This is a genomic window from Calothrix sp. CBUCES-K 9914 (assembly GCF_059640475.1).
This window is the reverse complement of record NZ_JBXXZH010000241.1, coordinates 1-14,128: the sequence shown is the minus strand read 5'-3', so window position 1 is coordinate 14,128 and position 14,128 is coordinate 1. Positions and strand designations below refer to the sequence as shown.

General features: G+C 36.5%; 10 protein-coding genes and 2 pseudogenes. 4 read left to right on the top strand and 8 right to left on the bottom strand.

Annotated elements, in window-relative coordinates; genetic code table 11:
- Both AC2JBO_RS35465 and AC2JBO_RS35460 read left to right on the top strand, forming a co-directional pair.
- Window positions 1-1,685 (top strand): ATP-binding protein (locus AC2JBO_RS35465; RefSeq protein WP_496958334.1); only part of this gene is annotated, 1,685 nt, incomplete at its 5' end.
- A 196-nt stretch (window positions 1,686-1,881) separates the two neighbouring features.
- Window positions 1,882-3,114: a response regulator gene (locus AC2JBO_RS35460; protein ID WP_496958333.1), complete on the top strand. Its 1,233-nt coding sequence runs from the start codon at window positions 1,882-1,884 to the stop codon at window positions 3,112-3,114.
- A gap of 6 nt (window positions 3,115-3,120) precedes the next feature.
- Here the strand turns inward: AC2JBO_RS35460 and AC2JBO_RS35455 are convergent, their stop codons facing one another.
- Both AC2JBO_RS35455 and AC2JBO_RS35450 read right to left on the bottom strand, forming a co-directional pair.
- Window positions 3,121-4,239, bottom strand: a complete 1,119-nt coding sequence (locus AC2JBO_RS35455; RefSeq protein WP_496958332.1) for a glycosyltransferase family 4 protein — start codon at window positions 4,237-4,239, stop codon at window positions 3,121-3,123.
- Complete coding sequence (locus AC2JBO_RS35450; RefSeq protein WP_496958331.1) at window positions 4,211-5,092, bottom strand: glycosyltransferase; 882 nt, start codon at window positions 5,090-5,092, stop codon at window positions 4,211-4,213. Before AC2JBO_RS35450 ends, AC2JBO_RS35455 begins: the two co-directional genes overlap by 29 nt.
- Window positions 5,093-5,863: 771 nt before the next feature.
- On the opposite strand from AC2JBO_RS35450, the gene AC2JBO_RS35445 reads away from it, so the two are divergent.
- On the top strand, window positions 5,864-7,069 hold the full coding sequence (locus AC2JBO_RS35445; RefSeq protein ID WP_496958330.1) for a CAP domain-containing protein: 1,206 nt from the start codon (window positions 5,864-5,866) through the stop codon (window positions 7,067-7,069).
- Window positions 7,070-7,166: 97 nt separating this feature from the next.
- Here the strand turns inward: AC2JBO_RS35445 and AC2JBO_RS35440 are convergent, their stop codons facing one another.
- From AC2JBO_RS35440 to AC2JBO_RS35420, 5 genes and pseudogenes are all read right to left on the bottom strand, one after another.
- Window positions 7,167-7,619 carry a phosphate-starvation-inducible PsiE family protein gene (locus tag AC2JBO_RS35440; RefSeq protein WP_496958329.1) on the bottom strand — a complete coding sequence of 151 codons (453 nt, stop codon included), beginning with the start codon at window positions 7,617-7,619 and terminating at the stop codon, window positions 7,167-7,169.
- A gap of 109 nt (window positions 7,620-7,728) precedes the next feature.
- Window positions 7,729-7,961: pseudogene (locus AC2JBO_RS35435) on the bottom strand (sensor histidine kinase); the annotation flags it as partial.
- Window positions 7,951-8,229 (bottom strand): annotated as a pseudogene (locus tag AC2JBO_RS35430) (transposase); the annotation flags it as partial. The pseudogenes AC2JBO_RS35435 and AC2JBO_RS35430, both read right to left, overlap by 11 nt.
- A 140-nt stretch (window positions 8,230-8,369) precedes the next feature.
- On the bottom strand, window positions 8,370-10,598 hold the full coding sequence (locus AC2JBO_RS35425; protein WP_496958328.1) for a cation:proton antiporter domain-containing protein: 2,229 nt from the start codon (window positions 10,596-10,598) through the stop codon (window positions 8,370-8,372).
- A gap of 181 nt (window positions 10,599-10,779) precedes the next feature.
- Complete coding sequence (locus tag AC2JBO_RS35420) at window positions 10,780-11,826, bottom strand: RNA ligase family protein (protein WP_496958327.1); 1,047 nt, start codon at window positions 11,824-11,826, stop codon at window positions 10,780-10,782.
- Window positions 11,827-12,453: 627 nt separating this feature from the next.
- Here AC2JBO_RS35420 and miaB point away from each other — a divergent pair.
- A complete protein-coding gene (gene miaB, locus AC2JBO_RS35415) occupies window positions 12,454-13,818 on the top strand; it encodes a tRNA (N6-isopentenyl adenosine(37)-C2)-methylthiotransferase MiaB (protein WP_496958326.1) in 1,365 nt (454 codons plus the stop codon).
- A gap of 50 nt (window positions 13,819-13,868) precedes the next feature.
- Here miaB and AC2JBO_RS35410 read toward each other — a convergent pair.
- Window positions 13,869-14,128: hypothetical protein (locus AC2JBO_RS35410; protein ID WP_496958325.1), on the bottom strand; the 260-nt coding region annotated here is incomplete at its 5' end.

Below are 14,128 nucleotides of genomic sequence, written 5' to 3'. Positions count from 1 at the left end.
TTAGTAAACAACCAAAATCTATACTTTGTGTACCAATTATTAACCAAGGTAAATTTATTGGACTACTTTATCTAGAAAATAATCTCATAACAGGCGCCTTTACATCAGAACGCATTAAAATCTTAGGAATTCTGTCGGTACAAGCAGCAATTTCTGTAGAAAACGCCATACTTTTAACAAACCTAGAGTTAAAAGTAGAAGAGCGAACAAAAGAATTAAACCAAAAAAACTTACAGTTACAGCAAGCAAAAGAAGCTGCTGATGTGGCAAACCAAGCAAAAAGCGAATTTTTGTCAAATATGAGCCATGAACTCAGAACTCCTCTAAATGGAATTTTGGGTTATACACAAATTTTAAAACGAAATAGTCGTAGTCTAAATAAAAACGAAGCAGCCATAGTACAACAGAACAACGGATTGAATGTAATTCAAAAGTGCGGTGAACACTTGTTAACACTAATTAATGATATATTAGACATCTCCAAAATAGAAGCTGGTAAAATGGAAATTAGTAACAGTAATTTTCATTTTACCAGTTTCTTAACTAGTATTTCTGATATCGTGCGAATTCGAGCCGAACAAAAGGGTATTAAGTACATTTGTCAACAAGGCTATCCATTACCAACACTAATTAAAACAGATGAAAAAAGGTTAAGACAAGTATTAATCAATTTGTTAGGTAACGCGATTAAGTTTACTGATAATGGAAGTGTTAATTTTAATGTACAATCAATTAGTCGTTCTATCCTAAGTGATACAGCGCAACTAAGCAAAATCAGATTTACTATAGAAGACACTGGTTGCGGAATGGCAGAAGAACAGTTGGATAAAATATTTTTGCCTTTTGAGCAAGTTGAGCAACAGAACCAAAAAAGGGAAGGGACGGGTTTGGGATTAACTATCAGTCAAAGTATTGTAAAAATGATGGGTGGTGAAATCAATGTCACAAGCACCCCTAATGTTGGTAGCGTTTTTTGGTTTGATTTAGATTTAATGGAAGTAAGGGAGTTAATTGAAACGACTCAGGACGAAAAAAGACAAATCATCGGCTATAAAGGGGAAAAACGCACAATTTTGATAGTAGATGACCAAAAAGATAATCGCGCGGTATTAGAAGTTTTTCTGTCAGATTTAGGATTTACCATTATTCAAGCGGTAGATGGTCAAGAAGCGCTAGAGAAAGCTGCTGAGTTTAAACCTGATATAATCTTTATGGACTTAGTGATGCCGAGATTAGATGGTTTTGAAGGAACTCGTCGTATCCGACAAACACCCGAACTTAAAAAAATGATAATCATTGCGACTTCGGCAAGCGTCTTCGACTTTAATAAACAAGAGAGTCGAAGCGCTGGATGCGATGATTTTCTTCCCAAACCAGTTAGCTTTGAGATACTTTTAGAACAATTGCATCAATACCTAAAATTAGAGTGGATATATGAAGGAGGCAATGATAACACACCAGTAAGTATCGATTCTCAGAAACCGCAGGTTGTGGCGCCACCCCCTGAAGAAATTGTAGTTTTGTTAGATTTAGCTAACAAAGGCAACCTAAGACGTATTTTAGAACACTTGACAAGACTTGAACAAATGGACAATCAATTTACATTGTTTGCTCAACAATTACGAGAATTAGCTAAAGAGTTTAAGGTAAAGCAAATGCGTGAGTTTATTAAAAGTTATTTATGAAAAGGTTATAATTATGGTATAATACCGATTTAATATGAAGCTGCAAATAACTAAATCCCCCCAACCCCCCGCGTGGAAGGGGGGCTAAGAATAATAATGTGCATCCTCATATAAAAATGGTATAAGCATAATTTTATTAAAAATGGTTTAATACTAAAAAAGTAGAGTAAACTAAACTAAAACCTATGTATTCAAGATGAGTAACTACATAGATAATGTAAATGCAAATTTGACTGATTATGATGCTAATGCTATTGATAATGCTACAATTTTAGTTGCTGATGATACTCCTTACAACTTAGGTGTTTTATTCGATTATTTGAACGAATATGGGTTTGAAGTTTTACTTGCTGAAGATGGCGAAAGTCTTCTTGAACAAGTTAAATATGCTTTGCCAGATATCATTTTACTCGATGTGATGATGCCGGGAATTAATGGCTTTGAAACTTGTCGGCGCCTCAAAGCTCAGGAAATGACGAAAGACATTCCAGTAATTTTCATGACTTCGCTTACTGATACCGAAAGTAAAGTTAAAGCTTTTAGTGTTGGAGGTGTTGATTATGTTACAAAACCTCTTGAACACGAAGAAGTTGTAGCGCGCGTAACAACTCATTTAAAGTTGCGAAATTTACAAAAGAAGTTGAAAGAGCAAAATGAACATTTACAAAGAGAAATTGAGGAACGTTTGAAAGCGGAACGGGAAATTAAGCAACTGAATGAGGATTTGAAAAACAGAACTATACAGCTTGAGGCAGTAAATCAAGAGTTGGAAGCTTTTAGCTATTCGGTTTCTCATGACTTGAGTAATCCATTATCGATTATTAATGGTTATGCTTACATGTTACAAGAAGCCGAAATTATAAAAAACCATGAAGATATTCTGTCTTCTGTAACACGAATTCGGTCTGCTGCCAAACGTATGGATCAGTTGATTGAAGATTTGATGTACTTAGCGAAAGTAACCCGTTCTGAAATCAGTTTCAAGTCGGTTGCTTTGAGTGAGATAGTAAAAGAGATTGTTGATTCCCTAAAACTTTCGGCGCCAGAAAGGAATGTAGATTTTATTATTGCCGATGATATATTTGCTCAGGGAGATGCTAGACTATTAAAAATCGCGTTAGAAAATCTCATTGGTAATGCTTGGAAGTATACAGGAAAAAAATCCTACGCACGAATTGAATTTGGTGTTGAAGAAACTGACCTAAAAGCTACCACGTACTTTATTCGAGATAACGGTGTTGGCTTTGACCCAACTTTAAGCAACAAACTTTTTAATCCCTTCGTCCGTTTACATACTAGAAAACAGTTTGAAGGTACAGGTATTGGATTAGCAACTGTTCAACGTATAATTCAACGTCACGGTGGCAGTATACGGGTACAAGCGCAAGTTGATGTTGGCGCCACGTTTTATTTTACCTTAAGTAACTAAGTAAGATTAAAGAAAATTGCGAAGTACTTCAACTGTGGCTAGGCCTGTTTTTTCCCAGCTAAATTCCTTGGCTCTGTTAATACCTAGTTGAGAAAGTTTATGGCGTAGTTTTCCGTCATCTATAATTTGTTGCATTGCCGAAGTTATTTCTTTTACATTATATGGGTTAATCAAAATTGCAGCGTTAGAAGTAACTTCTGGGAGTGAAGATAAGTTAGAAGTAATTACAGGTGTACCACATGCCATTGCTTCGAGAACAGGAAACCCAAACCCTTCCCATAAACTCGGAAAGACAAACGCAAGCGCGCGGCTAATTATTTTAGGTAATTCACTATAAGTTACATAATCTAAAATTTTTACTTGGTCAGTAATTCCTAATTCTGACAGTTGTATGCGTAAACTAGGTGTAAAACGCTCATCAGTCGGTCCAGCTAACCATAATTCGTAATCTTGATGATTTGGTAAAGCAGCAAAAGCAGAAACTAGTCGATTTATATTTTTATACTTATCCTGTCTTCCTAGATAAAGAAAGTAAGGTTTTTTATTGGTATCTGCAACTAAGTTTTGTTCAAATGGTCGAAAATGATTGGTATCGTATGCTAGCAATATTGGTGTAATTTTACTTGCCGAAATACCATAAAAATCAGTAACGTCTTTAGCTGTTGAATGCGAATTACAAACAATGTGTTGGGCTTGAGCTAGAATTTGCGGAACGTAATAGCGCGCGTAGTTGGTAAGAGGAGAGCGCCAATTTGGAAACCGTAGTGGAATTAAATCGTGAACTTGAACGATGTAGCGACATTTGCTAAATAATGGCGCCTCTGGTAAAGGAGAAAATAATAGCTTTGCATTGAGTTCTTGATAAATTTGCGGTAACTGTAACTGTGTCCACAGCAAGCGATGTAAATGTCCCTTTGAACCATGAGCAGGTGTAAGATTATCTGGAACCGAGTAACATTGAAAATCAGAATAGCTCTCAGCGGCTAAAAGTGTTGGATTTAAAGATTTAAGATGCGGAAATAAGTTTATAGCATAGTTACTAATACCAGTTGGTTGGGAGAATACGATTGATAAGTTAACTAGCAATTCGTTTAATTCATTCATCTTCTGAGGTAAGTAATCCATTGTTAATTGAGTTAGAACGATTATGCCAGTACATAAGTATACCTTGAAATTTACCAATTGTAACGTTAGGTTTAATGAAAATAAACATCAAAGCAGAGCAAATCAGTCGAATTAATCGTAAAATCAGAACAACTGAATTGGTATATCTTTCCAAAGTTATCAGATAGCTATAAGTACTATGTAAAATCTTTTTTCTCATAAAGCGGTTAGTAATTGAAGAAGGTTGATGAATCACCAACAAAGACTTCGTAATAGCAATTTTATAACCGGATTGAAAATAACGTCTACAAAAATCAAAATCTTCATAATAAAGAAAATATTCTGGGTCAAATAGCGGACAAGAAGAGAAATTACGTAAATTTATAATCAAGCTACAACCAGAAACCCAGTCACATTCAACGTAAGCAGCTTTTGAACTCGTTATCAAATCAACGTTTTTAATAGTTCCAGTTTTCGGAAAAAAGCTACCTCCAGCAAACCAAATTTGATTACCAGGAGTACGGATGATTGTTCCTAAAATAGAAATTTCTGGGTACTCAGTAAAAAACGAATCAAGCTTGGGGAAAGGATTTTCGATAAAGTAGGTATCAGGATTAATAATCCAAACTACTGCATTAGTATCTTGAGTATAAATCCATTTCAAACCTAAATTACAAGCGGCGCCAAAACCAAGATTACACCCAGCATCAATAACTAAAATATTTTCGTTATTTAGAAGATCAACACTCTGGTCATCAGAAGAGTTATTAATGATAACAAGTTTATACTTAAAACTTGCTTTCTCTGGCAGCGAATTGAGTAACTGAGAAATAAGTGAAGTCGAATAATAATTTACGGTTACAAAATAAATCACGTTAACTCGATTTGACAGTCGTCACCATTTTTAATGTAGTTCTTATTTATTCGATGTAATATCATAAAATCAGCATATTGGCAATAAAAACTTATTATTTTATTAATAGTGAGTACTAATACTCAGCATCATAACATTGAAATACTGCGTAGAGTGGGCATTGCCTACCATACACAATTTTTATGGAGAACATTAATTTTACCTAAAGAAGGTTGGTTCTTGGTTCAAATGCAAGATACATATAGGTTAAGTAATTATCCAATCGTAATGATTAAGTAAATAAAGCTATATTGCGCCGCACATTTTTTTCAGAATTCTCTTCAAGTCAAGAAATCTTAAAATTTTATAATTTCAGAATAATCCTGAGATATTACGAGCATATCAGCGTAAATTAAAGTTATAAGCTCGACTTATAACACATTTTAGTTTTTTCTACCATAAAAATAAATATTTTCTTTACAAAGCGCAACAATTTACTCATTTTATAAGGGGGAATTATGAGAATTTTGAAGTTCGGGAACAATTTTTGCTTCTCTATCTAAAGGTGGAGGAGCTAGAAACTATGGATACCAAAGAGTTTACGGTTACGTAGTAGTGTTAAATAAGCTTTACATGACGATGTATCTTTATTTTGATATAATTTCTACGTGTGTTCCCATTTCATTGTTTTTAAATATTCAGCTATGATGCCAGTAATTATGGCTGGATGCCTCATGGCATAGGGAATACCAATTTACACAAATATTATCCAGTAAATCTGGAAACATACCTATGCCCGTCAACTTATTTGATCCAAATTACTATCGTAGTGTAAATTCAGACTTACGCGAGTTGAGTGTTTCAAGCGCGTTGTCACATTTTTACACTGGTGGCTTAAACCAAGGTTTAGAATTTTCGTCTATAGTCGATTTATCCTTCTACCGCGCGTCTAACGGCGATTTAGCAGGATTTAACAATCAACAGCTTTTTGAACATCTATCAAATACAGGAATTGCAGAAGGTCGTAAATTTTCAAAAGTTTTCGACCTTAAATATTATCGAGATAATAATTCCGATTTAGCTGGTTTGAGTAACGAACAGCTGTTTACCCATTTTGTTAGTTATGGTATAAGCGAAGGTCGGAATGCAAGTCCCTACATAACAGATGATGCGGTTCCTGGCAAATTCAAGTCTGCTATCTCGATAACTGGAAACTCAGTTCCTGTCGTCTTTCGGGAGTCTGTTGGAGACAATGACCAGAGTGATGTATACGAGTTACAGCTAGAATCCCAGAATACAAGTTTGAATGTTGTACTCAATGGAATGACCGCGAATGCTGATTTACAGCTACTTAACGGCAATGGCAATGTTCTAAGCAGTTCCACAAACTCTGGAAATTTTAACGAATTAATCAGTTATAACAACTTGAACAGTGGTAAATACTACGTTCGTGTATATCAACCAGTTGGCGGTCAAAACACTAACTATAACTTGAGTGTGTCAACCAAACTGCTATCGAATGAAGCTACTACTAATTCACAATCAGTTGTACCAGTCATTCAAACAACTTCAGCACCCTCAATCCCAACTCCGAATAGCTTCCTTGAAGAAGTTGTAAATTTGGTAAACATACAGCGTTCTAGCAAAGGATTACAACCACTCGTGTTGAATGATAAATTGAATCAAGTTGCCTATAGTCATAGTCAGGATATGGCGTTGAATGACTACTTCAGTCATACTGCATTGAATGGTTCCAGTCCTCAAGTCCGTGCAAGTCAAGCTGGTTATAGTTATTCGCGTTTTGGTGAAAACATTGCCGCAGGTTACGTCACACCAAAAGAAGTTGTTGATGCATGGATGACTAGTGAAGGTCATCGTGCAAATATACTGAATCCTAATTACAAACAGATTGGAATTGGTTATTATTACTTAAGCAATGATACAGGTAACTGTAATTACAACTATTACTGGACTCAGGATTTTGGTACTCCAGCATAAATGTTAATGTTAATGTGTGTAGAAACGTTATATGTAGTACAAAGTTACATGTAACGTCTGTACATAACACATAACGTTTTGGGGTAGGATGTCCCCTTTAATTTATGTGCGTTATAACTTTTGACTCCAAGAGTTTTGACATCCAAGGCAGGATTACAAAAAGGGCGCCTAAAACAACGAGAAATACAGAAATACATAGAAGCTGTTCACCTTTAATATCGAGAACGCCTTGTAGAATTACTTCTCGTAAAGATGAAACGATAGAAATTTCGACGGCGGCGCCAACAGAAATGCGGCGTTCTTGCAAGTAATCAACAAGCAGACGAAATAACTCTACCAAAATTAAAATAAATAAAATATCTGATGTAACTTGCCGAACTTCAAGAGGTCGCAACAGATTGATAAATAAATCAACAAGCCGCAGCACCATTACACAAAATAAGCTCAGGCATAAAGAAACAACAATAACATCTTGAAATACTTCCAAATTGCGAACAATTTGTTTACGTTGGAACCAACTCGTAAATTTTCCTTTAAGGTTTGGTTGCATAGTATCCCAATTCACAGAACTTATTTTCTACTTCATCATAAATAATTTATAATTTCCGAAAAGTTACTCGTCTACAAAATAGTAGAGACGCTCCGGAACCGGAGCGTCTCTACTCAGCACTAATATGTTGAATTGGAATTTCAATCCGAAATTCGGTACTTTTTCCGGGTTCGCAGAAGCACTCGATTTTGCTACCGTGTTTTTCAACAATAATTGGTAGCTAATAGATAACCCTAGTCCAGTACCTTTAGCAGGTTCATTAGTAGTAAAGAATGGGTCAAAAATACGCGATTGCACTTCTTCAGGAATACCGCATCCGTTATCATGAATACGAATTAAAATTCTTTTCTCTTGACTCAACATTTAATAAAGACGCTGTTTTCTTTTCTTCTATTCTAGCTTGGTTTAGCTCTTCATTTATAACTTTGCTAACATGGAACCTATCTACCGTTACAAGGGAATTTGAGCAAACTTTCTCAACTAAATTTTTATAATTCCCGGTCATATCCATACTAACTTCTTCTATTTTTTCTAGAACTTCTTCTCCCCACGTTTTCATGAACTTCTCTATTTCAACTTGTTTTCGTTCTTTTACTAACCCTATTAATTTTATAGTTTATCTTGAATTTCTTTGGGTATCCTATATCGTTGTCTGTGAAGCAAATTTTGATTTTGCTGTCAGAAATTATTTCAGTAGTAATTATAACGTTAGATTCTGGTAAGGTGGGCACTGCCCACCCTACATATACATTAGTCGTTTGGAAGTGTAATAACAGCTACTGGACACTGTGCTTTACTAAAAATGGCATTTGAACGATGACCAAAGAAAACTCGACCAGACACAGTACGAATAATGCTGCCTAAAACAATCAAATCTACCTCACTGTTGCGTGCGTACTGAAGGATTTCTAACTCGACAATTCCTTTTAGAATAACAGTCTCGACAATTGCCCCTAACGAGCGTCCAAATTCTGCTTGGCTATTGAGAATCTGTTTAGCAATTTCAACTGCTGAGTGGGTAGTTTGCTCCTCGAATAAAGAATATTCTTGCTGAGTTCGATTGATGACATTTATCAATGTAACAATAGCTCCAGTTTCTGCGGCAATTGTACTAGCAACTTCTACTGCGTGTCTACTGTAGTTAGTACCTGTTGTCGGTACTAGGATATGACTAATTTTATAGAAGTCACTATGTGGTGTTTGTGTATATAAACTTGATTTTACCAGCATTGTGGGACAGTTAGCTTCTCTAACTACCCGGTCAAACTGTAAATTTAATCTCACACGACTACCAACAACCTGACTTTCAATGGCACCCATTACAATTAAATCATAGCCTTTGTTAGCTTCTTTTAGTATTACATCAGCTTTGTTACGTCCTGACTCAATTTTGCTTTGCCAACTGGAGTGAGATGACAAATTCATGGATGATGTTATTTCAGCAATAGTATTAGTTGCCACAGATGCTGGCAATTTTCCTTTGGACTTTTTATTGGCTTCTGCATATAAAACCGTTAATTCTAATGGAATGGAATGTGCTAGGTAAGTAATTAATTGAGCGGCTAGCTTGACATTTTCACCTCCTTGTGTGGGTAAAAGGACTCGCTGAATACGCTTAACAAAACTACGACTTGCTTGTTCTTCTTGCTTTAATCGTTTTGCTTCTGCTTCGCTTATTGATACATGTGACAACGACCAACGCAATAACGGCGGCGCCATAAGGGATGTAACAATTGCCACCATTACAATAATTGAATACATTTGGGGATTCAATACACCCAAGGAAACGCCAATAGTGGCAACAATAATTTCCATTGCCCCACGCGCGTTCATCCCTGAACCCATTGCTATACCTTCCCAATGACTCAATCCTCCGATACGAGAACCGATATAGGCACCTGTAAATTTACCGAAACAGGCAATTGCCAGCACTATTAAACCAATAAAAAACGTTCCAGGTGTGAATATATCGAGTAAATTTACTCTTAATCCGGCTGTGGCAAAGAATATTGGCGCCAGAAACCCGCTTGTAATCAACTCTAGCGTTATCCCAGCTTCCCGACTAAAACGCGGAGATTGTCCTGCTAAAATTCCGACCACAAATGCTCCGAGTGCTGCTTCAATTCCTAAGCTATGGGTCAAAGCTGCGGCGCCGAATGCTAGTACTAATAAAGCTGATAAATTCGCAGTAGTCCCACCAACATAATCATCTACCCAGCGGAATATCAAAGCCATTAACGAGCGACCGATTGTAAAAGCAAGTCCCAAAAATAGGACGGCGCCTCCAATTGACCGTAATACTGTTTGAATATCAAATTTGCCACTGCTTGCTAACCCAGATACTACCGAAAGGAGAATCCAACCAATCGTGTCATCAGTCATACCAGCAGCAAGGGTGATTTGACCGATATCACGCCGAATCAAATTTAAATCCATTAGTACTTTGGCTATTACTGGTACTGCGGAAATACTCATCGCAGTTGCTATAAACAGACTAAAGATTAAACGTTCATTTGGGTTTGCCAAAAAATTATCTGGCAAAAACCAACCTAACCCTAGTCCAGTAGCAAAAGGAAAGATAATTCCTCCCAATGAAATTAGCAGCGCTGTTTTACCTTTACTGACAATTAAATTTAAGTCAGTCTCTAACCCAGTGACAATCAATAAAAACAGCACCCCTAACCATGACACCACGGCAAGTAAGTCAGACTGTGCTTGGTTGTGGGGAAATATATGCTCTTGTATATTAGGTAATAACCAGCCAAACAGCGAAGGACCAAGTAAAACACCTGCAAGCAGTTCACCAACTACAGGTGGTAGCTTGATACGGCGCATAAATTCACCTAAACCTCTAGCAATCAAAAGTAGCAAAGCTAAATCCAGCAACACCAAAAGCAATTGGTGATGACCAAGTGGTTTAATTAAACCGCCTTGACTAGCTGAAGTAACCGCAATTAGAAAATTTCGCGGTAGAATCATGGTTTGGCGTCATTTTTAATCGTTTATATAAGGGAATCATCAACTGAACTCAACAAAGCTATCATCTACCTTAGAGTAGTAAAATTTTAGCTTCTAGTATGGTATTTTTGAACCTACTTAACAAACCTAATTTTTTGTGTTGTGCCACTTTCACAGTCAAACTACGATTATTGTAGGTTGGCTAGACCATACTTACTATCACTAGCTCATGTGCTACTTCTTCTAATTTATCCATAATTATCTGCTGACTCTCATTCGATAACTTATTAAACTTAGCTTCATATTCAGTATCATTAAAACTATCTAAAACATCCCATATTAATAATTCAGTTAGTAAGCTGACTTGCTCATGATACTGATTTATATCATTAGACATTCTACCAACTTTGGAAATAACGTTATTCAATCTATTCAATGTTACAAGTCTTAATATCTCCTCAGTTACTAATAATTCTACATCTAGCTGTTGATAATCCCACTTCTGCGCTTGATGAAAACGACTATCTTCGGCAAATTTCAATATTTTCTTCTTAACGATAGGTCTAATTCTATCTTTTTTAGTCTCTATATAAATAGACTTAACTGGTTTAATAACTACTCCCTCAGCTTTATTCACAGGTAACGTAGGCAACTTGAGCATTTGTGGAATAGTAGATTCAAATTCTATCTTATAATTAAAAGCCTGTTCAAATTTACCTATAAACAAAGGTTCCGCTCGCATCATCCCAACTTCCTGTAATACCTGAAGCGTCACATCATAATCTAAATATTCATTTTTATTTTGACTCATCACACTAATATCAAAAGCACAGTATTCAATATTTGGCGAATAATAAACACCCGTTTGCACAGCTTGCGCGCGTTCAACTGCTGGAACATCTGCATGTGGATACTCACCTCCAAATAGCTCTCCGTAAATAGTTGCACGTTGTAAACCCGGTATTTTTTTTTGTAAGATATTAAAAACTTCTTTAGCTTGCGCTTCTAATCGTCGTCTTTTCTCTAAATAACCAAAAAAATCCTCACCCGGTTGTAATAATTCTTTTCTCTTGGCGAAGTCAATCTCAACACCATCTGTAGTTATACCAAAATTGGCACCGTGAATTTTCTCAGTCACAATCCAGTCAACCTTCTTTAACAACCGATAGTCTGACTCACTCAACTGCAATTGATTTAGGCTCTCTGGTATTTTATGATAGCTACTATATTTCCAACCTGCATCACTCATAAACCAATTAAAACTTTATATTAGATTGTAGCCTATATTTGTAGCTTGCAGCAGTTTTTATTTTTTTTAATAAAATAATTAAATCTTAAGTAAAGTTATCCTTCTATACATAATTAATAATGTTTACGTTGCTATATTTTATACATAAATGCAAATAATAATTGTTTTTTCACGCTTAGTATTGCATCTATCCAACATAGTTTTTATCAAGTATTAGTTTCTAAGGGACTTCCATATAAAAAATCTCCCTTCATGATATGAGTGGAGTGGGCATCAACGCAAACGCCCCAGTTTAGAACAGGCTCCTTGGATGCCTGTTCCACATTCTGGAAGAATTAAAACTTTTTACCTTCTTGTACTAGTGGTCTGTGTCAATAGTTTTGGGGTGTTACGTAAATAACAAAACCTTGTAGAGACGTTACATGTAACGTCTCTACATTCTTTGTGGTTAATTTTGTGGTGTAGGTGCCAATTCCTAACTCTCTTGACTCTTATCTCTGTTTCTCTATATCTTTGTGGTTAAAAAAATATCACACCAAAATTAATGACATGAACCAGTAGCTTCAACATTTTCCTTATAATTTAAAAGGTACATTAAGTATATTCGCTTTTAAGCTATTGTTTATTATGACCACTTCTAACCGCCGCTACCATATTACTACCTTCGGTTGCCAGATGAATAAAGCTGACTCGGAGCGCATGGCTGGTATTCTAGAAGACATGGGCTTTGAGTGGTCAGAAGACCCAAACCAAGCAAATGTAATACTTTACAATACTTGTACTATTCGTGATAACGCTGAACAAAAAGTATATTCTTATTTAGGTAGACAAGCCAAGCGCAAGCACTCGGAACCTGATTTAACTTTGGTTGTTGCGGGTTGTGTTGCACAGCAGGAAGGAGAATCTTTACTGCGACGTGTCCCAGAATTAGATTTAGTGATGGGACCACAGCACGCCAACCGTCTTAAAGATTTGTTACAGCAAGTTTTTGATGGCAACCAAGTTGTTGCTACAGAAGCTGTACATATTATTGAGGATATCACTAAGCCGCGTCGCGATAGTAAGGTGACGGCGTGGGTTAATGTTATATATGGATGTAATGAGCGCTGCACTTATTGTGTTGTTCCAGGTGTACGGGGTGTTGAACAGTCACGTACTCCAGAAGCTATCCGCGCGGAAATTGAACAATTAGGACGCCAAGGTTATAAAGAAATTACGTTACTGGGTCAAAATATAGATGCATATGGACGTGACTTACCTGGCAGCACTCCCGAAGGGCGCCATCTCCACACGCTGACTGATTTACTATATTATGTACACGATGTACCGGGTATCGAACGAATTCGATTTGCAACTTCTCACCCCCGCTATTTTACAGAACGGTTGATTAAAGCTTGTGCGGAACTGCCCAAGGTATGCGAACACTTTCATATTCCCTTTCAGTCAGGTGATAACGAAGTGTTAAAAAGAATGTCGCGCGGGTATACTCACGAAAAATATCGTCGTATCATCGATAAAATTAGGGAATACATGCCCGATGCATCGATTAGCGCTGATGCAATTGTTGGTTTTCCTGGGGAAACTGAAGAACAGTTTCAAAATACCCTCAAACTAACAGAAGATATTGGCTTTGATATGTTGAATACTGCTGCATACTCACCTCGACCTGGTACACCTGCGGCAGTATGGGATGAACAATTGAGCGAAGATGTTAAAAGTGACAGATTACAACGTCTCAATCATCTTGTTAATATCAAAGCAGCAGAACGTTCACAAAGATATATGGGACGTATCGAAGAAGTCCTAGTAGAAGACCAAAACCCTAAAGATGCAACCCAAGTTATGGGTAGAACTGATGGAAACCGTTTGACTTTCTTTACTGGGAACATTAAAGAACTGAAGGGTCAGTTAGTCAAAGTCAAAATTACAGAAGTTCGTGCTTTTAGTTTGACTGGTCTACCTGTTTTCGTTCCAGAACCTGTGTTGGTATAGTTTTACACTGCGTTGTCGAGACGCGATATATCGCGTCTCTACATTTTTGATTATCGTAAAGATTCGTAAATCATTGTAACTACAATTAAACACACTAGAACTACTCCCAGGCGCCAAAACCAGTTAAATGTAAACGAAAGCACAGCTACACCGAAACCACTGGATATTCCTAAGATAGTGGATAATGTGTAAGCAATAGCAATACCTAAAGTTAGTAGCAAGAAGTATTTGATGAACTTTGCAACTAAGCGAAATAAAGGACTGTAGTTATTAGTAGTCATGATAATACGCTCGCTTTTATGACTCAAGA